Raw genomic sequence first — 21395 nt, 5'->3', positions numbered from 1 at the left:
TTTGGGGAAATGCGTCGTCATCTAAATTTATGTACTAAATTTAGAGAGACCGTTCTATCACTCCGGTAGGCGGCTGGAAAGGTGGGAGCGCCGGAATGCTGATCGGGACTGCGCCGTCAACACAGCTGGTTCGCAGGGTCAATGCCGGCGCGATGCTCAAGGCCATGCGTGGCGCCGGTGTGGTAACAGGCACCGAACTCATGGCTTCCACTGGGCTCTCCCGCGCCACCGTCATTTCCATCTGCGAAGAACTCGTCCGGCTGGGCTGGCTCCAGGAGCTGGAAAACCAGCGAGGGGCAGGAGACTACATCAAGGGCAGGCCGGCACGTCGCTTTGTTTTCGACGACAGCGCGGCCAGCGTGCTCGGAATCGACATCGGCGCCAATAAGATCACCGCCATAGTGGCCGACATGGCCGGAACACCATTATCCCAGGTCACGATGCCCTTCCGGACGTACAACGTCTCTGCCAATGAGCGCGCAGATGTGCTGGACCGGATCGCAGCAGACGTCCTGAAAAAGGCCGGCGTATCTGCAGACTCGATCCTTGCTGTGTCCGTTGGAGTGGCTGCCCCGGTAAGCCGCGACGGCGAGGTCCTCACCGTCCAGGAATTCTGGAAATCCTTCGATGTCCGCGGGATTGTTTCAGAGCGGCATGGCTGGCATGTACTCCTTGAAAACGACGCCAACCTCGCAGCCCTCGCGGAACGGTGGCAGGGCACCGCGCAGGGAGTCGACAACCTCGTTGTCATGCTCGCCGGCGACCGTCTGGGTTCCGGAATCCTCGAATCCGGCCGTTTGCTCCACGGGCAGCTTGGTGGCTTCGGGGAACTGGGATACCTGGACACCGTGGACGGCGTGGGCGACACCTACGGCATCGCGCACTACGCTGCGCTCTGGGGGCGGGAAGTCCTTGACGATACCAAGGGCACGAAGCTTCGGAAACTTTGCGGGGATGATCCCGCAGCGCTGACAGCAGAGATGGTTTTCAAGGCAGCCGCGGAAGGCGACCACGCCGCCGCTCAGGTCCTGGACCGTTTGGCGCACCGCATGGCCCGGGTCATCGGCTCAATCAGCACTTTGGTCAACCCCGAGTTGGTTGTTATTGCGGGAGCCGTCGCATCCTCTGCAAACGCCCTGATCCCAGCCATTGAAAAGCAGTTGCCGGACTTCACGTTCACTCCCCCGCGGCTGGCAACCTCCACCCTCAGTGAGGGCATTGTGTCCCTCGGTGCGATCCGCCACGCCCTGGACTACGTCGAGGAGCACGCGCTGGATCTCTCCCCGTCGTCATTGCCGAAGCCCGCGAACGCTTCCTGATCCTGTCCGTGCCCGGCTGCGGGCCCACGCGGATCGCTATTCCGGCATGGACATGGTGCGCAGATCCAGCTGCCTCAGAACACGATCTGCCACTTCAGGATCAGTCCCAGGCTCATTGCGGGCCTCCACCACTTCCTGGCGGGCGGCATCCAGGGCGATCGTCTGCACGGCAATGGCAAGTTCACGCCCCCGCTTGCGTTTCTCCGCCGCCGACTCGTTCCGCAACGTCCCATCCAGCAGCTCTGCATGGAGCCGGCGCATCTTTTCCTTGACCAGTGCCACTTTGTCCGCTGGGAGTTCCTTCATGAGCTCGTGGTCCTTCAGCGCCGACACCGCTGCCGTTTGGGCACGTTTAGCCAGAACGCGTGCCGCGTCCTTTTCATGGGAACCGTCCTCCGTGGCTTTCAGGACCCGCATCAGCCAAGGAAGCGTCAGGCCCGGCAGTACCAGCGTGGCCAGAAGCACGGCGCATGCGATGACCAGGATTTCGTGCCGTGCGGGAAAGTCACTCCCATCCGGCAAGGTCACCGGGAGCGCCAAAGCGAGAGCCAGTGTGGCCAGCCCACGCATTCCACACCACGTCAGGATGAGTACTTCCTTGGGCGAGGTTGGCTGCAGGAGATTTCGTCGCTGGTGGGCGGTTAGAGCTAGAAGACCGAGCCATAGGTAACGAACAACGAACACCAGGACACAAATCACCACGGCAACGCCGATCATCCCGAAAATCGCCGTCCCCTCGTCACGGATGACGTGGCGGATCTCCAAGCCCACCAGGCCGAAGGCCAGTCCGGTCGCCAGAAGCTCCACCACGTCCCAGAACGCTGTCCGCGTGATGCGCTCAGCAGCGTCCTGCGGCCGTGCGTGCCGTTGCAGTTCCAAGGCGGTCACGACGACGGCCACCACACCTGACGCGTGCAGCTCTTCCGCCAGGATGTACGCAGCAAACGGAACCACGAGCGTGACCGCGCTGCGTGCCACCATGGACGTCACAAGCTTGGTAATGAACTTCGTCAGCCAGCCCATGGCGATGCCGATGACCACCGCCAAGGCCGCACCCACCACGAACTGCAGGATGACATTAGGCCCCACCTCGCTACCGGAGACCGTAGCGGCAACCGCTGCCTGGAAGATCACGATGGCGGCGGCGTCATTGAAAAGGCCCTCGCTCTGCAGAACGGTAATGAGCCGCCTGGGCATGTGAACCCGGCCAGCCACGGACTCCACTGCAACGGGGTCCGGCGGCGCAACCATGGCTCCCAGGGCAATCGCTGCCGGAATCCCGATGCCAGGAATCATGAGCCATGCAGCACCAGCCACCACCGCGGTGGAAACCACCACCAAGGCGACAGCCATGAGTAGCAGCGTCCGCCACCGCACGCGGAAAACGGCCCAGGAACTCTTCTGCGCAGTGGCAAAGAGCAACGGTGGGAGGAAGATCGGCAGGATCAGTTCCGGTGAAATCTCAAACTCAGGGAAGCCTGGTATGAACGTTAGTGCAACAGCCAGGAGCAGCATCAGGACCGGATAAGGAAGCCGAAGCCTGTCCCCCAAGCCGACGGCCAGCACCGTGGCAAGCAGCAATCCGATAATGAGTGCCAGCTGATCCATGTTCCCGCTTCCCCAGAAGTTGTACGAGCTTTCCCCAGGCCTGGCCTGCGGAAGCTACCTACCAACCTATCCCGGGGTCCACGGATGCCTTGCCACGTTAATCCGCGGTCAGGGCATCCACCACGTCAACTGTTCCATCCTTGAAAGTGATGGTCCGGTGGATAGTGCCAGGAAGTTCCAGGACGGCAGCGGCCACCAGGGCGACGTTGGCACGGGACGTCCCGGTGCCGTTGCCAGGGTTTGCCGGGTTGACTTCGATCAACCCGGACGCCGGCTCCTCTGTCAGGGTTCCGGGTCCCAGCACCGTCCAATCCAGGCCGCTACTGCGCAGGTAGTCATCGGCCGCTGCTTTGGACTCTGCGTAAGGGAAGAAAGGGTGGTCCTGGGGAATGCCGTGATCCTTTGCACTTCCTATGTAGGACACCATCACGTAACGCTTAACGCCGGCTTCCTTGGCCGCGTCCATGGATCGGATCGCGGCGTCCCGGTCCACGGCATACGTCCTGGCCGGGTTGCCCCCACCGGCCCCCGCCGACCAGACCACGGCGTCGTGGCCCTTCAGCGCCTGGGCGAGTTCCGCCGTCGTCGAGTTTTCCACGTCCAGTACCTGCGCAGCGGCTCCAGTCTCCGTGACATCTGCCACATGGTCGGGATTTCGAATGAACGACGTGACATCGTGACCTTCGCCACTAAGAATCCGGGATAAATGAAGGGCCACTTTGCCGTGGCCGCCAATGATTGCGATTCGGCTCATGCACCCATTCTGTCCCAGATGGAAGGCGGCGCCGACGGGCAAACGAAAAGACCCCGCAGATGATACCTGCGGGGTCTTGCTCTGTAGCGGTGGGGAGGCTCGATCTCCCGACCTCACGATTATGAGTCGTGCGCTCTAACCAACTGAGCTACACCGCCACGAATGAGAAAAACCTGTGTCAAGCCGGTCAAAACCGCCTTGACACAGGCCCTCATTCAGAGCCCCCCACCGGAATCGATCCGGTGACCTCGTTCTTACCAAGAACGCGCTCTACCACTGAGCTAGGGGGGCAACGAGTAAATACTCTACCGGACGTTTTCAGAAGCTACAAATCGGCGAAAAACCGGGGAAAAACGGCGCCGACACAATTTGCGCAGACGCCATTTTCCTGATCCAGATACCGCCCAAATCAGGGCAGCCGGAGCACCTGTCCGGGGTAGATGAGGTCCGGGTTGGGCACGGTGTCAGCATTCGTCGCGATCAGGGCTCCGAGGTCCACCCCGAACTGCGCAGCGATGCCCCTCATGGTGTCGCCGGGCTCCACCACGACCTCCGTGACGCGCGGGGCGACCGGACCACGTTGTCCTGCCTCGGCTGCGGCCTCAGAGGCTGCCTGCTGGGCCATTGGCTGGACCTCCGGGGCTTCCGGCTCCACGCCCGCCTGCTCGGCGATCTGAGCGCCCGCAGCGTTGGCTGCCGCCTGCTGTTCCGCGGCCTGGGCTGCAGCGGCTTCTGCATCGGCTTTGCTCGAAGCAGAAGCATCGACGGCGGCAGCATCCTCTGCCGCCTGGGCCACAGCGGAGGGGTCGGCAGCCGGCTGGTCAGCTGGATCAACTGAGATGTCCGGCATGGTGGCCGCACCTTGGTTCCCGTGATCCTTTTCACCGGCATCCACCACACTGGCATCCGTGCTTGGGTGATCTTTCTCACCAAGGCCCAGGTTCTTCTTCAAGTTGTCGAGCAATCCCATCGGAACCCTCCTACATTCAGCGTGCGACCGTCAGGCTCTTCGCAGCTACGCCACGCGTAGCACCTCGATCGTACGGCGGCACTCCGGCCGTTCCAAGGCTTCCAAGACTTCCGAGGCCTGCACGGCCTGCAGGGGCGGTCAAGCAGCTATTTCATGGGCAGGGCTCTGTGGACGGGTACACAAATCCCGGTCTTGTTCGACATACCCGACGTACAAGGCGCCGTATATCGAACAAGGGCAGGGATTGAGGGGATTAAACGCCACAGGGGGCCGACCCGAAAGCCGACCCCCTGACGGGAACTACTTACTCTTTACCACTTGCCCTTGCGGTTGAAGTCGCGGTGTCCGCCTTCGCCGCCGCTGCGGGGCTTGCGGGCGCCGTCGCCGTGTCCGCCGAAGCGGGAGCCGCTGGACTGGCCGCGATCGCGATCGCCGAAGCTGCCTGCAGTGCGCTCGGAGCGGTCGCTGTACGTGCGGCCGCCGCGGTCGGCAGAGGAACGCTCGCCACCTTCGGACTTGCGGAAGTCCTTCTTGAACCCACCGCTGCCCTTGAAGTTGCCGCCACCACGGTTTTCGCGGTCGCCATAGCCACCACGGCCACCGGCGCCACCACCGGAGTAGCTGCCACGGTCGCTGTTGGGCCTGCGTCCGTTATCCAGCTCGAGGTGGATCAGTTCACCACCAATGCGGGTACGGGACAGTGCGCGCAGCTGCTCGGGGCTCAAGTCTGCCGGGAGCTCCACCAGGGAGTGGTCCGAGCGGATGTCGATGCCACCGATTTGTGCGGAGGAGATGCCACCTTCGTTGGCAATCGCACCCACGATGGAGCCCGGCATGACGCGCTGACGGCGTCCGACGGCGATCCGGTAGGTGGCGTTGCCCTCGGTCAGTGCACGGGTCGGACCACGGGAGCCGAAGCCGTCCTTGGAGCGTTCGCGCTTCTGGTACTCAGGAGCTGCAGGCAGTTCCTTGACCAGCAACGGCTGTCCGCCCTGTGCCATGACCGCGAGTGCAGCAGCGATCTCCGAGGCCGGTACGTTGTGCTCTTCCTCGTAGGAGGCGATGAGGTCGCGGAATGCTGCAACATCCTCGGACTCGAGGGTCTCGGTGATGCGCTCAGCGAACTTGCCCAGGCGCAGCGTGTTCACGGTCTCGGCCGTGGGCAGGTGCATCTGCTCCACCGGGTGGCGCGTAGCCTTCTCGATGGAACGCAGCAGGTACTTCTCCCGCGGAGTCATGAACAGGATCGCGTCACCGGAACGGCCTGCACGGCCGGTACGGCCGATGCGGTGGACGTAGGACTCGGTGTCGTGGGGGATGTCGTAGTTGATGACGTGGCTGATGCGCTCAACGTCAAGACCACGGGCTGCGACGTCGGTAGCAACGAGGATGTCGATGCGGCCTTCCTTCAGCGCGTCAACAGTGCGTTCGCGCTGCTGCTGCGGGATGTCGCCATTGATGGCGGCAGCCTGGAAACCGCGGGCCTTCAGCTTGTCAGCGAGGTCCTCGGTTGCCATCTTGGTGCGCACGAAGGCGATGACGCCGTCGAAGTCTTCAACCTCGAGGATGCGGGTCAGGGCGTCCAGCTTGTGCGGGCCCATGACCTGAAGGTAGCGCTGCTTGGTGTTGGCACCGGTGGTGGTCTTGGACTTCACCGAGATTTCAGCAGGGTTGTTCAGGTACTGCTTGGACATGCGGCGGATCTGGCCCGGCATGGTGGCAGAGAACAGCGCAACCTGGCGGGTTTCCGGGGTCTGCTGGAAGATCTGCTCTACGTCATCGGCGAAGCCCATGCGCAGCATCTCGTCAGCTTCGTCCAGCACCAGGTACTGGAGTTCGGAGAGGTCCAGGGAGCCCTTGGCGATGTGGTCGATCACACGGCCGGGGGTACCGACAACAACCTGCGCACCGCGGCGAAGGCCGGCCAGCTGGGGACCGTAAGCGGAACCACCGTAAACCGGGAGCACGGTGAAGTCGTCAATGTGCTTGGCGTAGGAAGTGAACGCTTCAGCAACCTGCAGGGCCAGTTCACGCGTCGGCGCCAGGACCAATGCCTGGGTCTTGCGGGACGGTCCGTTGAGGTCGTGCAGCTCAGCGAGGCGTGACAAGGCAGGGACAGCGAAGGCTGCAGTCTTGCCGGTACCGGTCTGGGCAAGGCCGACGACGTCGCGGCCTTCCAGGAGCAGCGGGATGGTGGCTGCCTGGATGGGGGACGGCTTTTCGTACCCGACATCCTGCAGTGCGGCCAGAACGCGGCCATCGATGCCAAGATCGACGAAGCGGACGCCTTCTTCCTCGTCGTCTGCCTTGGGGGCAGGAGCTTCGGTGAAGGTGGGGGCTGCAGACTCGGGTGCAGCGTTCTCGACGGGGGCAGCGGCGGTGGCCGGTGCGTCTACTACGGTGCCTTCAGCGGCGGTCTCTGCTGCGTTAGCAGACTCAGCGTTGGGGGCGTCGAAGTTTTCGTTGAGATTTTCGGTCATAGGGGGAAATTCCTCATCCATAGGGCAGTCGGCGCGGCCCGGTTGGGCTTGGCCGCATTACTCGTCGCGAAGAGCCAGGCAAAGGTGCCCTGCTTTCGCAAGAAGTCCGGCGCTATCGCAATCCCATGGCAGGACTTCCCGCTGCATCTCTTGGCTGCTATCCCAGCAGTCTGTACAGCGTTTTCTTTAGCCGGCTCTCCCTATGAAAATGCCCGCACACATTTGCGGGCCCCAACACTTACCAGTCCTGCCTCAAGAATTGGGCAGGATAAAGGGATTTCCGGAGTGGGGGATATTTCAAGTGTAGGGCACAGAGTGCCATCACCGCGACTTGAGGGCCGATGAAGACCAGGTGAGCTTGAGCACACCCGGAACCTTCGGCCCTTCCAGGCAGCCCTCCAGCCCGCTCAAGTAGGCTTACAACCCGTTACGCCGCAGCACTTTCTCGAACTTCTCATGGTATTCGTCTTGAAGCCGGATCTCCCCGTCCGCCTCGGCATCGAGCAGGGTTTGCACCATGTCCGGGGTAGGCTCACTGAACCACTGGCCAACAGTTATGCCGTGCTTCGGAACGAATAGCCGGTGAATATGGTCTCCCGCTGAGACCGTCCCGGTCTTGATCACCCGCAGGTAGGTCCCCACCCGCCCGGCCTGCGTGAAGCGCTTCACCCATTGCGGCTCGTCCAGCAAGCGCTGGAAGGTGGCGCACGGGACGCGCGGTGACGTTACCTCCACTTCCACGTCCAGCCCGATCTTCCAACGTTCACCAATGACGGCTCCCGTGGTCTCGATTCCGTCCACCCGCAAGTTCTCCCCGAAGACGCCAGCTGGAAGCTCCCGGTCCAGTGCGGCTGACCAGTAATCGGCGTCCGCCTGGGAATAGGCATACAGAGCCTGGTCTGCACCGCCGTGATCGATCCTGTTGGCTTGGACGTCGCCGTGGACGCCGAGCTTGTGGATCTTGACGGGGCCTTCCACAGGACGCTTATCTATCGCGGTGACGCCAACGCTTCCTTCCGGGTCCGGCAACAACTGGTGGACACGGCAGACGGCGAGGAGGGATGCGGTGTTCATGGACAACAGTTTACGGACGGGGAGCCTGATTTAAGGGTCGAAACGGTAACCCATTCCCGCTTCAGTGTGCAGGTGCCGGGGCACGGCCGGGTCCCGCTCCAGCTTTCGCCGCAACTGGGCAATATAGACCCGGAGATATTGCGTCTCCTTCGCATAGGCCTGCCCCCAGACCTGGGTCAGGATCTGCTGCTGGCTCACCAGCTTTCCCTTGTTCCGGACCAGCAACTCCAGGATGTTCCACTCGGTGGGGGTCAGCCGCACCTCTGACCCGTCCTTCACGATCTTCTTGCCCGCCAGGTCCACCATGAAGTCCGACGTCGCCAAGGTAGGTTCCTCCCGATCGCTAAGCACCCGGCGCGAGGCGACCCGAAGCCGTGCAAGCAGCTCATCCAGTCCGAAGGGCTTGGTCACGTAGTCGTCCGCACCGGCGTCGAGCGCTTCCACTTTGTCCTCCGAGGCATGCCGGGCGGACAACACGATGATGGGCACACTGCTCCACCCGCGGATGCGGCGGATGATCTCCACCCCGTCCATGTCCGGCAATCCAAGGTCCAGCACAACAATGTTCACGCTTTGTTTCGCCACGGCGTTTAGGGCATCGGCGCCGTTTCCAACGGTCATTGCCTGGTACCCGTGGGCCTGCAGGGTTACCTGCATTGCCCGCGCGATCTGGGCTTCGTCCTCAACAATCAGCACACGGGTCATGCCCTGCCTCCCCCGTGACCGGTCCACAGCGGCAAGGTAACCACCATTGTCAAGCCGCCACCTGGCGTCGGCTCCGCCATGAGCGTGCCGCCCATGGCCTCCGTGAAGCCTTTGGCCACCGCAAGTCCCAACCCGATGCCGCCGCCCGCGCCACCTGCCGGGGAGGGCGAATCACCAAGCCGCTGGAAGGGCTGGAACATCTCGAGCACTTCGTTATGCCCCACCCCGCTTCCGTGGTCCACGATCCTCAGTTCACTGGCAGGCTGGTCCCCCACTGTGATCCCGGCACCGGCACGCGCAGTCAGGATAACGTCCGAACCAGGCGCGTACTTCACCGCGTTTTCAACAATGTTTGCCACCACGCTCTCCAACATGCCGGCGTCCGCTGTTACGGGCGGCAGGTTGGGTTGCAGCTCGCTGCGTATCCTTTCCTTCGGGATCCCTCGAAGTGCTTCGGGCAATATCTCGGTCCAGGTGGTGCCCGCGAGCAAAGGGTTCACGGCATCGGCGGTAATCCGGGACATATCCAACAGGTTGTCCACCAAATGATCCAGGCGGTCAGCATAATTCTCGATCGTCTCCAACAACTCCTTCTGCACGTCCGGAGGGAACTGGACCTCTTCCTGCCGCAGGCTGCTCACAGCCAGTTTGATTCCGGCCAACGGAGTCCGCAAATCATGGGAAACGGCGCGAAGGATGGACGTCCGCATCTTGTTTCCCTCGGCCAGGCGAAGGTTGTCCCGCCGGCTCTTGACCAACTGCTGCCGCTCACGCACAGCCACCACAAACGCTCCGAAGGCCGCCAGCAGCCGCTGGTGTTGGGAGGACAGCGCACCACCGCGCAACAACAGCGTGTAATGGGGATCGACGACGGCGGCGTGGTCCGCGGCTGCATGGGTCACCGGCGGATTGGGGCCGGCGCTCGCAAGAATCCGCCACTGCGGCGGCGCTCCTGGCACTGTAACGCTGTCCGGTCCCGGGGAGCCCAAGAGTGTCACAGCCTCCATGCCGAGATTTCCGCGGACTTTCTCAAGAAAGGATTCAAGGCTGCCGTCCGAGCTAAGGATGCGCAGGGCCAACTCGCTCAGGGCTGTGGCCTCGGCCTCGGACCTCGCAGCCTCCTGGGCCCTGCGGCTTGCCAGTCCCACCGCGAGCGCCACGCCGCAAGCCACAGCCAGGAAAACCACCAGGGTAAACAGGGTGGTTGGATCGGCGATGGACAGGGAACCCACGGGTTCGGCGGAGAGGTAGTTCAGCAGGAAACTACCCAGCACCGCCGCGACCACGGCGGGCCACAGGCCTCCGATTGCGGCAACGGCCACGGCCGCTGCCAGCTGAAGGAGCATGATCATGGCGAAGTTACGGAAGCCCAGCACAGTGACCATGACTTCGACGCCCGGCGGCAACAGCAGGGCGAGGACCAGGCCAGTCACGACGCGTCCACGGCCGATGCCTCGAACAGCGGGAAGGCGCAGCAGAACGGCGTCGGAATCGCTGCTTTGTGCTTCAGGACCTGGCATGGCTACATCCTTCCACGGTTGGCAGGGTGGGCAGTTCTGCCCATCCTGCGGTGAGAGCAGTGCCCGCGCTTCACTCAAGGACTAGGCTTGCTTTCAGCATCTGGTCCGGCATGGCGCCGGACAATCCAACGGTCTATCCAGGGGGATATACATGGACCCGAACGAAGGCGCCGCAGGCAGCGGTGCTTCAGGAAGCGGCGCTTCAGGCAACGGCGCGTCAGGCAGCGGCGCTGCCGGGGGCGGCCAAGGCCCGGACGCGGCGAAGAATCCGCCCAAGCCGCCACCGTGGCAGGTGCCCAAACCCGAGCTCCATCCCGAGCTGATTCCTCCTGCCAATGACGACAGGGACAAAGCTCCGAGCGGACAGGAGCCAGGCTCTTTAAACGCAGGCTCTTCCAAGCCCGGTACTTCCAAGCCCGGCGCATCCCAGCCCGGGCCCGGCGGGCCGCTCCCCATTATTGACCCGTTCGCCAAGGAACGTGAACGCGAAGCAGCCCACGCCGAAGCCCGGAAGAAGCGTTCCCGGCGCCGCACCGTCGTCGTGGGTTTGGGCGTTACGGCTCTTCTGGCCGGAACCATCACCGCCGTGGTTGCCAGCAGCGAACAAGAGGCTGACTACGCGCAGGTCTGTTTCAACGATGAAACCGGCGAGCGCGTGGACGATTCCCAGTGCAACAACAGCAGCTCGAATGGCCGTGGTTCGGCCATCTACGCCTGGTACTTCTACTCGCGGGGAGCCAGCGTGCCTGCTGTGGGACAGACCCGCAACTCCTACCCGGGCGCCAACAAGACAGTTCCACAGGGCGCAAAGACTTCAACGGGCTACAGCACCAAGGGCGGCACAGTCAGCCGTGGCGGCTTTGGCAGCAGTTCCAAAAGCGGCGGAAGCTCGGGAGGCTAGGCGTGCAGCGTTTGCCCTCCGAGCCCAGGCCGGACTGGAAAAAGAAGATCGAAGAACAGGGCCTGGTCTTTTCGACCACCACCATGCCCGATGGCCGCAAAATCGAATACTGGAACGAGTCGGCGTACTACGAATTCACCATGGACGAGGTGGAGACGCTCGAGAAGACTGCCGAGGACATGCACCTCATGTGCCTGGAAGCAGCAAAGTTCCTTGCCACCGGGGCCATGGGCGATATTGGCATCGGACAACAGGCGCTGGAGCTCGCCGGCGAATCGTTGCAGGCCGGGGATATGGATATTTACGGTCGCTTCGACTTCATCTATGACGGCAAGGGTGGTCCGGCAAAAATGCTGGAGTACAACGCCGATACCCCGACAGGCCTCATTGAAGCAGCCGTTGCGCAGTGGTTCTGGCTGCAGGATGTGTTCCCGGAAAAGGACCAGTGGAACGGAATCCATGAGGCGCTGATCCGGCAATGGAAAAAGCTGCAGTTCCGCACCGGGATGAGCACACTGCATGTGGCTCACTCGGAGGCCGAAGAGTCCGGTGAGGACTGGATGACTGCCGCCTACATGCGGGATGTGGCGAGCCAGGGTGGGTGGACGACTATCGGCATCAATATGTCCGACATCGGCTGGGACCCGAACCTGAACCGCTTTGTGGACCTGGACAATTTCATGATCAACACCATGTTCAAGCTGTATCCGTGGGAACTGATGATGAAGGAACCTTTCGGACACCGGCTGCTGACGCGGGCACACAACCCCCGCTGGGTGGAGCCCGCGTGGAAGATGCTGCTCTCCAACAAGGCCCTGCTCGCTGCGCTGTGGCACCTGTACCCCGGCCACGAGAACCTGCTGCCGGCGTTCCTTGGCGATCCTGGCCCGCTCAAGGAATGGGTGGCCAAGCCTCTTCATGGCCGCGAGGGCGACAACATCCGCATCCATGCGCCCGGCATCGAACTGCAGCAGCCCGGCGGCTATGGCCGTGAAGGGTGGTGCTTCCAGGAGTACCACTCTCTCCCCGACTTCGATGGAAACCATCCGGTGCTTGGTCTCTGGGTGGTGGACGGCGAGTCCGTGGGCTGCGGCATCCGTGAATCGGATGGCCCCATCACGGATTATTTCTGCCGCTTCGTCCCCAACACCATCGACGCCCCGGCGCCTGCCGCGCCAACTACTACTTCTTACGGAGCTGCACTTTGAGCACTGAAACCTCGACGCCGGACGGCGGTTCAGCGGGCGGCGGCCGTACCGCCGTCGTACCTTCCAAAGGCCTCCATGCAGGCATCCTGGACCTTGGCGACTCGGTCATGCTCGGGCTGGCGTCCACGGCTCCCGTATATTCGCTGGCCGCTACACTGGGGCTCATTGTTGCCGTCAACGGCAACTACACGCCCCTGATCCTGGTTCTTGCCTTCATTCCAGTGCTCTTTATCGCCTATGCATTCCGCGAGCTGAACAGTGCGCTCCCTGACTGTGGCACCACGTTCTTCTGGGCCCGCAAGGCCTTTGGTCCGTGGGCTGCCTGGCTGGGCGGCTGGGGCGTGGCGTTGGCCGGCATCGTAGTCCTCGCCAACCTGGCCCAGATCGCAGGGAAATATCTGTGGTTGCTGATCGGCGACGGTTCCCTGGCCGCCAACACCTGGCTGGTTACCGCCACCGGGGTCCTGTTCATCGCGTTCATGACCTACGTTAATCACCGCGGCATCCGGCTGGGCGAGCACGTCCAGCGGACCTTGACTTACATCCAGTACATTTCACTGGGCATCTTCGCGGTGGCCATTATTGTTGGGATCGCCGGTGGCGCGCCTGGCGGAGCCAACGGCAGCGCAACCATCCAGCCTTTCGACTTTGAGTGGTTCAACCCCGCCGGTGCCTTCGCCGATCCCAGCGCGGTGGTTCACGGGGTCCTGCTGGCCCTGTTCATCTACTGGGGCTGGGACACCTGCCTGGCCCTGAACGAAGAAACCGAAAACCCTGCGAAGACTCCCGGCCGGGGTGCAGTCATTTCTGCGTTCGTCCTGGTGGCAATCTATGTCTCCGTTGCCCTGCTGGTGATGATGTACGCGAGTGTCGGGACCGAGGGCATCGGCCTGGGCAATGAAGCGAACCAGGATGACGTCTTCCTGGCTATGAAGGATGTAGTGCTGGGTCCGTGGGGTTGGCTGATCGTGGTGGCAGTTCTGGCATCCGTGCTGTCCTCAACGCAGACCACCATCCTCCCCACAGCCCGGGGCACGCTGTCCATGGGGGTGCACGGTGCCCTGCCGGCGCGTTTTGGCAAGGTCCACGAACGATTCCAGACACCGGGTTTCTCAACCCAGGTCATGGGCGTGGCTGCCGTGGTGTATTACGTGGCCATGAGCTTCCTCAGCGAGGACCTGCTGGCGGACTCCATCAGTGCCATCAGCCTGTTCATCGCGTTCTACTACGCCCTGACCGGTTTCTCGTGCGTGTGGTTCTTCCGCTCCACCCTCCGGGATTCTGCCCGCAACCTGTGGTTCCGTGGCATCCTGCCCTTCCTGGGAGCGGTATCGCTGACGGTGGCGTTCTTCATTTCGGCGGTGCAGATGTGGGATCCGGAGTATGGAGATACCCAGATCTTTGGAATCGGCGGAGCGTTTGTCAGCGGAGTCCTGCTTCTGCTCCTGGGCGTGGTGCTGGCCATCGTGTGCCGTTTTGCACCTGCCACGCGTGGCTTCTTCACTGGGGAGCGCGCTGACGCCGGGCTGGTACGCGGCGACTAAGCTGCGCGAGCAAGCCTAGCGTTGCGCTGCGGTCCACTGACGCAGCCGGGTGGGAATGTCAGGGACCTCGAGCTGGACAGCGTCCCGCCGCAACGCGACCAACCAGCAGACCAGAATCGCCACGGCGCAGAACACGCCTGCGCTGGATGCCATGATCCAGAGCCCCGGCGTCTGGACGTTGAGGTCCGCGGCACCCAGTGCCGTGCCGATGGTCTTTGGCGAATAAAAGAAGACCAGGGTGGAAACGGCCAGCACAGCGGTCATCACGATTCTCTGCGCCCTGTACCGGCCAGGCGTTTCCTTGATGCTCCAGGCGAACGCCGGCAGGACCACGGCCATCCAGACCCAATGGTGGGACCACGAGACGGGGCTGATGAGCAACATGGTGAGTGCCGTCGTCGACATTGCAATGACGCGGGCTCCTTGCGAACTGGCCGCGCGGATCAGGAAGGCCGCGAGTACAACCGTGGCGAGGCTGAGCGCGAGCCACGGAACGGTTACTGAATCCTGGGGCACGCCGAAGTGCAGCAAAGCGCCCTTTATCGAGAGGTTGTCCACGTAGCCAGCGCCGCCGATCCGGGACGTATCAGGGAGTATTTCCAGCCAGAACTGCAGCGACTCAGCTGGCCGGACCACCCATGCCAGGAGGACGGTGCCGGCGAAACCGATGGACATGTTGACCAGTCCACGCCAATCCTTGCGCATCAGGTAGTACAGGCCAAAGACAAGAGGCGTCAGCTTGATACCCGCAGCTATGCCCACCAGGAAGCCGCTGCCACGGAACCCCCGACGACGGGAGGCGCCCAGCAGGTCGACGGCCATCAAGCCCATGAGGAGGATGTTGATCTGGCCGAACGCCAACGTCTCACGCCATGGACCAAGGAACAGGACAGCCAGGAACAGCGCCCCTACGACCCAGCGGCTGCGGCTAGATGACAACGCACTGCGCCAGTCGTGCTTGGAGGCCCAATACTTCACAATGGTGGCGGCAACCCAGGCGGCAATCGCCACGCCGGCCACGTTGAACAGCATTAGCGCGGCGGGTTGCGGCCAGAGGGCGAGCAGGCCGAAGATCAGGGCTGCGAACGGCGGATAGGTAAAGGGAAGTTCCGGTCCTCCGGCTGCGGCAACGCTTGGGCCGTACAAGTCCGAGGGCGAGGCACCGGCGTCGTTGAGGATGCTTCCGCCGAACCAGTAGACGCTGAAGTCCAGGCCCTCCTTACTCCAGCCAGCAAGCATCAGCCAGACGGGCCATATCAAGAGCGCCCACGGGAGCCAATGGAGTGCCCGTGAAGTGGTGGATGCAGACTTTCGGGCATCCGCCTTAGACTGTAAATCGACGCCGGGCAGTGCCATGTCTTGTCCCCCAATATTTTCTTTGTGCAGTGGGAACCCAGTGGCTCCCGGAATACATACTACTTAAACGCCCGGATTAAACGCCCGGCGGCGGCCCGACCCAGCAGACGGCGCGGGGCCTCCGCTTCATGAGGGCATCCAGCCACTTAGGATGCTGGAATGAGCGATTCAACGACGAACACCTCGGATGTGCTGGCCCTCGATTCCCTGTTGACCAGCGAAGAACTGGCTCTCCGCGAAAAGGTCCGGGATTACACAACCCAGCGGATCCGGCCGAACATCGCGCGCTGGTATGAGGACGCAGTCTTCCCGCAGGAGATCGTGCCGGAGTTGGGTGAGCTCGGCGTCCTGGGAATGCATCTGGAGGGTTACGGCTGTCCCGGACGCACCGCCGTCGAATATGGCCTGGCGGCCATGGAACTGGAGGCCGGCGATTCCGGCATCCGCACCTTCGTCTCGGTGCAGGGCTCGCTCGCCATGACAGCCATTCACAAATGGGGCTCGGAGGAGCAGAAAGAACAGTGGCTGCCACGGATGGCGGCCGGCGAACTGATCGGATGCTTTGCGTTGACGGAGCCGACGGCCGGTTCGGACCCGTCATCGATGGCCACGTTCGCCCGAGAGACCTCCGACGGCTGGGTCCTCAACGGCGCCAAGCGCTGGATCGGACTCGCCTCCATTGCCGACGTCATGGTGGTGTGGGCCCAAACAGGCGACGGCATCCGCGGCTTCCTGGTACCCGCGGGCACCCCGGGTGTAACGGCCACGCCTATCGAACCGAAACTCTCCATGCGCGCATCAATCCAATGCGACATAAAGTTCGACGACGTAAGGCTGGGTCCGGAAGCAATCCTCCCGGGTGCCATCGGCCTTCGTGGACCCTTCTCGTGCCTGAACGAGGCCCGGTACGGCATTGCGTGGGGAGCCATGGGCGCAGCCCGCGACTCCTATGAGTCCGCTCTGGAATACGCCGGCAGCCGGCTCCAGTTCGGGCGACCACTCGCTGGATACCAACTGACGCAGGAGAAGCTGGTGAACATGCTCCTCGAGATCCAAAAGGGCACCATGCTTGCCCTTCACCTTGGCCGCCTGAAGGACGCCGGACACCTTCAGCCCCAGCAGATCTCCGTGGGCAAGCTCAACAACGTCCGGGAGGCCATCAAAATCGCGCGGGAGGCCCGCACGATCCTGGGCGGCAACGGAGTCACACTGGACTATTCGCCGCTGCGGCATGCCAACAACCTCGAATCAGTGCGCACGTATGAGGGCACTGACGAGGTTCACACCCTGATCCTTGGGCAGCACATCACAGGGGTTGCCGCGTTCCGGGGCTGAGGCTGGGTTGGGCTTGGATTGGGCTGGCGCTGCCGGCTGGGTCAGGCCCGGGTCAGGCGGAAACCGGTTTGGGTTGCTTCTTTGCTGCATCCTTGCGGATGGTTGCGCTGATCACCGCAGCTACCGTGCACATCGCGGCTGCACCCAGCCAGGCGTAGTTGTAGTGGCCGGTGGCATCGCGGATAAAACCGGCGGCCAGTGCGGCAGCGGCTGCACCGAGCTGATGGGCCGCAAACACCCAGCCGAACACCACGGAGCCATCGGCGCCGAACACCGAGCGGCAGATGGCTGCCGTCGGAGGCACCGTAGCTACCCAGTCCAAGCCGTAGACCACGACGAAGATGATCATGCTGGGTTCCACGGATGAGCCCAACAACAGAGGCAGGACCAACAGCCCGATCCCCCGGAACTGGTAGTACACCGCCAACAGGACCTTGGGGTTGAAGCGGTCTGTCAGCCACCCGGAGGCGATGGTCCCCACGATGTCGAAGATCCCGACGACGGCCAGCAAGCCCGCCGCTGTTGTTTCCGGCATGCCGTGATCGTGCGCTGAGGGAATGAAATGCGTTCCAATGAGCCCGTTGGTCGTCGCGCCGCAAATGGCGAAACCCGCCGCCAACGCCCAGAACGTACGGACTTTGCTGGCACGTTTGAGGACCTGCAACGCCCGGACGGCCGCGTTCGCCGAATCCGGCTTGACTGACGCGGAACCCGACGGTGGCGACGCAACTGCAACGCCCGGCGTCGTGGTCTTTGAACCTGAGGGATTGGCGTCAGGTGCTTCCGCACCGTATGGCAACACGCCGACGTCGGCTGGTGAGTTCCGCAGCCAGCGCAGGACCAGCGGTACTACAGCGAGCGCCCCGGCGGCGATGAGCAGCGACGCGCCCCGCCAGCCCGGGTTTTGGGCCAGGGCGGCGATGAAGGGCAGGAAGACGAGCTGGCCAGCGGCGCTGCCGGCGGTCAGGATGCCAATGACCAAGCCACGGCTCTTGGCGAACCAGGTGTTGGCGATGGTGGCTGCGAAGACGAGGGCCATTGATCCCGTTCCCAGGCCAATCAGCACGCCCCAGGTGAGCAGGATCTGCCAGGACTGGTTCACGAACACAGTAAGCGCTGAGCCCAGACCGATCAGGCAAAGCGCGAGCGAGGTGACTTTGCGTATGCCGAAGCGTTCCATGAGGGCAGCGGCGAAGGGTGCCGTCAGCCCGAACAGGACGAGGTTGATGCTTACCGCAAGGGACAGCACTGTGGTGGACCAGCCAAATTCCTGTTGCAGCGGGACCATCAGTACTCCGGGCGCGGCCCTGAAGCCGGCCGCCCCAACCAGGGCGAGGAAAGCTACGGCGGCCACGATCCAGGCCGGGTGAAGCCTGCGACTGGATTGCTTGCGGGGTTGGGGTTGCTTGCGGGGTTGCTTGCTGGTTGGGACTTTTTCATCGCTTGTCGGAGTTCCTGTGACATCGGGAGCGGTCATGCGGAGATCTCCGTTTCAGGGGAAGTTGCTAAAGCGGGAGCGACGGCCAGTGGCAGCGGATGGTCGCTGCGGGTGAAACTATGCCAGCTCGTGTTGGCGGCCGTCAGCTGGACCCCACAGTGGGTGCAGGTGTCTGCTGATGCCGTGACTTGTCCGCAGTCAGTATGAATGACGCGCATGTGGGACACCTCGTTAGGTGCGTTCAGGTGCTTCTCGGCCCAAATGATGATGGCGTTGAGGACCGGGAGAGCGTCCTCGCCCTTGGAGGTGAGTACGTATTCCTGGCGGGTCCGGGCACCATCCTGGTAGGGACGTTGTGCCAGCAGACCGGCCTCGAGGAGCCATCCGAGCCGTTTGCTGAGTATGTTGTCCGCCACTTCCAGGCGCTGCTTGATGGCGTCGAAGCGCCCGTTCCCGAAGAAGATCTCGCGCAGGACCAGGCTTCCCCATGGATCGCCCAGGACATCGAGTCCGCGGGCCAGGCTGCACGTCCGGGCGGACCAGTCGGATCGTAAAGGCATGTGGACAAAGTACATGACTTTTCTAAAGAAAGCTATGCTCGCTGCAGTTGTCCTGGTGAGCGCCGCTGCTTCCTGACCTTCTTTGCAGTTCAAAATCCTCGGAAGCACCCTATTTGGGTTGATTTGGCCTGAAAAGCGCGGCAAAGGAAGTCAGGAAGCCACATGCCCCGCGCGCATACCTGCGGGAACGAGGCCCGTGCGCGAAGGCCGGTAAGCCAAGGCCCAGTACACCAGCAGCGCGATTCCGCACACCACACCCAGGCTTGACACCATCAGCTGCCATTGCGTCTGGGGGTCCTTGCCCCACTCGGCAGCACCGGCCCAGACGGCAAGGTTCTTTGGCGTCATATAGAAGGCAACCGTGGAACAGGCCACGATGATCCACCCTGCTGTTCGCATGCGCCCGCTGCGGGACGGCACCCGATGCATCGCGAAGGCCATGCTCGGCAGGGCCACTGCCACCCACACCCAGTGGTGGGACCAGGAGACAGGACTGATCAGGAGCATCAGGATGGCTGTGGCCGAGACCGCGATGAAGTTTTCTTCCACATCCACGGCCCATTTGATGACCAAGGCCGCGAGGATCGCGAGTCCCAGCGAAAGAACCATCCACACCAAGCTGGTGAGAGAGGAATCCGGCATGCCGAAGTGCAGGAGCAGCCCCTTGACGGACAGGTTGTCCACGTAGGCCGGACCACCGATGCGCCCGGTATCGGGGAGGATCTGGGTCCAGAATGCCAGGGATGCTTGCGGCAGGATGGCCCACGCGATGGCGATGGATCCAAAGAACCCAGCGGCCATCCACCCGAGGGCCTTGAAGTCCCGGCGGACCAGGAAATACAGTCCGAACGCCAGCGGCGTGAGCTTCACGCCAGCGGCCAGGCCGATCAACAGCCCGGCGGGCCAGCGGATGAGGCCCGCCCGCACCTTACCGTAGAGCGCGAAGTCGGCAAGGATCACGCCCATCAGGATGATGTTGATCTGGCCGAAAACGAACGTATCCCGCCATGGGCCCAGAAGCAGGATCGCTCCCGTTCCCACCAAAGCCGTGGTCCTGAAGCGATAGTCGGCGAAAGCTGAACGCCATGTCTTCAGGCCGAAGTAGTGGCGTGCCAACCAGGCAGCCACCACTGCGGCACCTGCCAGGGCGGCGATGATGAAGACCATGCTGCTGGCGAAGAAACCCATTGCTGCCAGGCCGGCAAAGAGCAAGGCCGCGAACGGCGGGTAGGTAAAGGGAAGGCCGTCGCGCACGGCATAAAGGTCCCCGCCTTGGAGAACCTTGCCGCCGCCGTAGAAATAGACCTCGAAGTCGTTCAGGAACGGCTTGTAGTCCGTGTAGAGGAACCAAACGGCGACGGCGAGGGTCAGAACGCCTGCGATGGTCAGGATCCAGCCGCGCTGGGCAGCCGAAACGACCGTGGGTGAAGAAGAAGCCACAGTGTCAGCCGTTGCTGATCTTGGCGAAGGCCTGCTCAAGGTCCGCGATCAGATCTTCGGACTCCTCGATGCCGCAGGACAGGCGCAAGAGGTTCACGGGGACGGCCAGTTCGGTCCCCTTGACGGATGCGTGCGTCATCTCCGAGGGGTAGTTCATGAGCGATTCGATTCCGCCCAGCGATTCGGCCAGGGTGAAAATCGAGGTGGATTCGGCAACTGTACGGGCTGCGGCCTCGCCGCCCTTGAACTGGACAGAGACCATGCCGCCGAACTTCTTCATCTGCTTGGCAGCGAGTTCGTGGCCGGGGTGGTCCGGGAGGCCCGGGTACAGCACGGCTTCAACTTCGGGACGCTGCAGCAACCATTCAGCTACAGCCTGCCCGTTCTCGCTGTGCCGGTCCATGCGCACGCCCAGGGTCTTCAGGCCCCGCGTGGTCAGGAAAGCATCCATCGGTCCCGAAACGGCACCAACGGCGAACTGGATGAAACCGATCTTCTCGGCGAGTTCGGGATCGTTGACCACGATCGCACCGCCCACCACATCCGAGTGGCCACCGATGTACTTGGTGGTGGAATGGATCACGACGTCGGCGCCCAAGTCCAGCGGGGTCTGCAAGTAGGGAGACGCGAAGGTGTTGTCGACCACCAGGAGGGCACCGGCGTCGTGCGCTACGGCGGCGAGCGCCGCAATATCGGTGATCTTCATCAAGGGGTTGGACGGGGTTTCCACCCACACCATGCGCGTCTTGTTCCCTGCAACGGCACGTGCCACAGCATCGAGATCGGACATGTCAACAGGAGTGTTGCCAATGCCCCAGTCGCCGAGCACACGGTCGATGAGGCGGTATGTGCCACCGTAGGCGTCGTTGCCCAGGACGATGTGGTCCCCGGGGCGGGCCGCAGCGCGGATCAGCGAGTCCTCGGCAGCAAGGCCAGAGCCGAACGAGAATGCGGCGGAACCACCCTCAAGGGCTGCCAGCTGTTCCTGCAGGGCGTCACGCGTGGGGTTGCCGCCACGGCCGTACTCGTAGCCCGAACGCAGGCCGCCGATCCCGTCCTGGGCGTAGGTTGAGCTGAAGTGCAGAGGGGGCACCACAGCGCCGGTCCGGGGTTCGAAGGCCTGGCCCGCGTGGACGGCCCTCGTGTTGAACCCGGCGTTGTTGTTGACGGACATGGAAGCTCC

17 protein-coding genes and 2 tRNA genes are annotated in these 21395 nt (G+C 63.0%); 5 read left to right on the top strand and 14 right to left on the bottom strand.

All coding sequences use genetic code 11. The features are described from left to right. Positions 1–95 precede the first annotated feature (95 nt). Positions 96–1319 (top strand): ROK family protein, encoded by a 1224-nt coding sequence (locus tag ACFX4T_RS02545; protein WP_377650697.1) that lies wholly within the window; start codon positions 96–98, stop codon positions 1317–1319. A gap of 36 nt (positions 1320–1355) precedes the next feature. Here ACFX4T_RS02545 and ACFX4T_RS02540 read toward each other — a convergent pair whose 3' ends face one another. The 9 genes from ACFX4T_RS02540 to ACFX4T_RS02500 form a co-directional block, all read right to left on the bottom strand. Next, a complete protein-coding gene (locus ACFX4T_RS02540; RefSeq protein ID WP_223946595.1) occupies positions 1356–2927 on the bottom strand; it encodes a Na+/H+ antiporter in 1572 nt (523 codons plus the stop codon). 97 nt (positions 2928–3024) lie between these two features. Continuing rightward, positions 3025–3681 carry an NAD(P)-binding oxidoreductase gene (locus tag ACFX4T_RS02535; protein ID WP_377650696.1) on the bottom strand — a complete coding sequence of 219 codons (657 nt, stop codon included), beginning with the start codon at positions 3679–3681 and terminating at the stop codon, positions 3025–3027. An 84-nt stretch (positions 3682–3765) separates the two neighbouring features. Beyond that, positions 3766–3839 (bottom strand) — tRNA-Met (locus ACFX4T_RS02530). Positions 3840–3900: 61 nt separating this feature from the next. Continuing rightward, positions 3901–3972: transfer RNA gene (locus ACFX4T_RS02525), tRNA-Thr, on the bottom strand. Positions 3973–4090: 118 nt separating this feature from the next. Next, positions 4091–4651 (bottom strand): LysM peptidoglycan-binding domain-containing protein, encoded by a 561-nt coding sequence (locus ACFX4T_RS02520; RefSeq protein ID WP_377650695.1) that lies wholly within the window; start codon positions 4649–4651, stop codon positions 4091–4093. A gap of 311 nt (positions 4652–4962) precedes the next feature. Then, positions 4963–7131, bottom strand: a complete 2169-nt coding sequence (locus ACFX4T_RS02515) for a DEAD/DEAH box helicase (protein ID WP_377650694.1) — start codon at positions 7129–7131, stop codon at positions 4963–4965. Between the two features lie 417 nt (positions 7132–7548). Continuing rightward, entirely contained in the window at positions 7549–8205 is a 657-nt protein-coding gene (locus tag ACFX4T_RS02510; RefSeq protein ID WP_377650693.1) for an MOSC domain-containing protein, read from the bottom strand. Positions 8206–8235: 30 nt separating this feature from the next. After that, entirely contained in the window at positions 8236–8910 is a 675-nt protein-coding gene (locus ACFX4T_RS02505) for a response regulator (protein ID WP_377650692.1), read from the bottom strand. Next, complete coding sequence (locus tag ACFX4T_RS02500) at positions 8907–10430, bottom strand: DUF4118 domain-containing protein (RefSeq protein ID WP_377650691.1); 1524 nt, start codon at positions 10428–10430, stop codon at positions 8907–8909. The genes ACFX4T_RS02505 and ACFX4T_RS02500 overlap by 4 nt, the downstream gene beginning before the upstream one ends. A 151-nt stretch (positions 10431–10581) precedes the next feature. On the opposite strand from ACFX4T_RS02500, the gene ACFX4T_RS02495 reads away from it, so the two are divergent. From ACFX4T_RS02495 to ACFX4T_RS02485, 3 genes are read left to right on the top strand one after another with little or no spacing between them, the layout of a single operon-like run. After that, positions 10582–11331 (top strand): Tat pathway signal protein, encoded by a 750-nt coding sequence (locus tag ACFX4T_RS02495; RefSeq protein WP_377650690.1) that lies wholly within the window; start codon positions 10582–10584, stop codon positions 11329–11331. 2 nt (positions 11332–11333) lie between these two features. Then, on the top strand, positions 11334–12539 hold the full coding sequence (locus tag ACFX4T_RS02490; RefSeq protein ID WP_377650688.1) for a glutathionylspermidine synthase family protein: 1206 nt from the start codon (positions 11334–11336) through the stop codon (positions 12537–12539). Continuing rightward, positions 12536–14083: an APC family permease gene (locus ACFX4T_RS02485; protein WP_377650687.1), complete on the top strand. Its 1548-nt coding sequence runs from the start codon at positions 12536–12538 to the stop codon at positions 14081–14083. Before ACFX4T_RS02490 ends, ACFX4T_RS02485 begins: the two co-directional genes overlap by 4 nt. Positions 14084–14098: 15 nt before the next feature. Here the strand turns inward: ACFX4T_RS02485 and ACFX4T_RS02480 are convergent, their stop codons facing one another. Continuing rightward, positions 14099–15439 carry a glycosyltransferase 87 family protein gene (locus tag ACFX4T_RS02480; protein ID WP_377650685.1) on the bottom strand — a complete coding sequence of 447 codons (1341 nt, stop codon included), beginning with the start codon at positions 15437–15439 and terminating at the stop codon, positions 14099–14101. A gap of 159 nt (positions 15440–15598) precedes the next feature. On the opposite strand from ACFX4T_RS02480, the gene ACFX4T_RS02475 reads away from it, so the two are divergent. Further along, on the top strand, positions 15599–16774 hold the full coding sequence (locus tag ACFX4T_RS02475; RefSeq protein WP_377650684.1) for an acyl-CoA dehydrogenase family protein: 1176 nt from the start codon (positions 15599–15601) through the stop codon (positions 16772–16774). A 52-nt stretch (positions 16775–16826) separates the two neighbouring features. Here ACFX4T_RS02475 and ACFX4T_RS02470 read toward each other — a convergent pair whose 3' ends face one another. The 4 genes from ACFX4T_RS02470 to ACFX4T_RS02455 form a co-directional block, all read right to left on the bottom strand. Continuing rightward, entirely contained in the window at positions 16827–18251 is a 1425-nt protein-coding gene (locus tag ACFX4T_RS02470) for an MFS transporter (RefSeq protein WP_216925025.1), read from the bottom strand. Continuing rightward, positions 18248–18772, bottom strand: a complete 525-nt coding sequence (locus ACFX4T_RS02465) for a winged helix-turn-helix transcriptional regulator (RefSeq protein ID WP_377650682.1) — start codon at positions 18770–18772, stop codon at positions 18248–18250. Before ACFX4T_RS02465 ends, ACFX4T_RS02470 begins: the two co-directional genes overlap by 4 nt. Positions 18773–18922: 150 nt before the next feature. Further along, positions 18923–20212 (bottom strand): glycosyltransferase 87 family protein, encoded by a 1290-nt coding sequence (locus tag ACFX4T_RS02460; RefSeq protein WP_377650681.1) that lies wholly within the window; start codon positions 20210–20212, stop codon positions 18923–18925. 4 nt (positions 20213–20216) lie between these two features. Further along, positions 20217–21386: a cystathionine gamma-synthase gene (locus ACFX4T_RS02455; protein ID WP_377650680.1), complete on the bottom strand. Its 1170-nt coding sequence runs from the start codon at positions 21384–21386 to the stop codon at positions 20217–20219. Positions 21387–21395 lie beyond the last annotated feature (9 nt).

This window comes from Paenarthrobacter sp. YIM B13468 (genome assembly GCF_042788025.1).
Taxonomy (GTDB): Bacteria; Actinomycetota; Actinomycetes; order Actinomycetales; family Micrococcaceae; genus Arthrobacter; species Arthrobacter aromaticivorans.
The sequence above is the reverse complement of the archived record's forward strand: the minus strand, read 5'-3'. Positions and strand labels throughout refer to the sequence as shown.

What these genes read in the sequence shown, in the direction of transcription:
- ACFX4T_RS02510 (WP_377650693.1), bottom strand. Translation starts at nt 8,205, where the DNA reads ATGAACACCGCATCCCTCCTCGCCGTCTGCCGTGTCCACCAGTTGTTG.
- ACFX4T_RS02495 (WP_377650690.1), top strand. Translation starts at nt 10,582, where the DNA reads ATGGACCCGAACGAAGGCGCCGCAGGCAGCGGTGCTTCAGGAAGCGGC.
- ACFX4T_RS02455 (WP_377650680.1), bottom strand. Translation starts at nt 21,386, where the DNA reads ATGTCCGTCAACAACAACGCCGGGTTCAACACGAGGGCCGTCCACGCG.
- ACFX4T_RS02475 (WP_377650684.1), top strand. Translation starts at nt 15,599, where the DNA reads ATGAGCGATTCAACGACGAACACCTCGGATGTGCTGGCCCTCGATTCC.
- ACFX4T_RS02465 (WP_377650682.1), bottom strand. Translation starts at nt 18,772, where the DNA reads ATGCCTTTACGATCCGACTGGTCCGCCCGGACGTGCAGCCTGGCCCGC.
- ACFX4T_RS02515 (WP_377650694.1), bottom strand. Translation starts at nt 7,131, where the DNA reads ATGACCGAAAATCTCAACGAAAACTTCGACGCCCCCAACGCTGAGTCT.
- ACFX4T_RS02500 (WP_377650691.1), bottom strand. Translation starts at nt 10,430, where the DNA reads ATGCCAGGTCCTGAAGCACAAAGCAGCGATTCCGACGCCGTTCTGCTG.
- ACFX4T_RS02545 (WP_377650697.1), top strand. Translation starts at nt 96, where the DNA reads ATGCTGATCGGGACTGCGCCGTCAACACAGCTGGTTCGCAGGGTCAAT.
- ACFX4T_RS02520 (WP_377650695.1), bottom strand. Translation starts at nt 4,651, where the DNA reads ATGGGATTGCTCGACAACTTGAAGAAGAACCTGGGCCTTGGTGAGAAA.
- ACFX4T_RS02470 (WP_216925025.1), bottom strand. Translation starts at nt 18,251, where the DNA reads ATGACCGCTCCCGATGTCACAGGAACTCCGACAAGCGATGAAAAAGTC.
- ACFX4T_RS02505 (WP_377650692.1), bottom strand. Translation starts at nt 8,910, where the DNA reads ATGACCCGTGTGCTGATTGTTGAGGACGAAGCCCAGATCGCGCGGGCA.
- ACFX4T_RS02535 (WP_377650696.1), bottom strand. Translation starts at nt 3,681, where the DNA reads ATGAGCCGAATCGCAATCATTGGCGGCCACGGCAAAGTGGCCCTTCAT.
- ACFX4T_RS02540 (WP_223946595.1), bottom strand. Translation starts at nt 2,927, where the DNA reads ATGGATCAGCTGGCACTCATTATCGGATTGCTGCTTGCCACGGTGCTG.
- ACFX4T_RS02480 (WP_377650685.1), bottom strand. Translation starts at nt 15,439, where the DNA reads ATGGCACTGCCCGGCGTCGATTTACAGTCTAAGGCGGATGCCCGAAAG.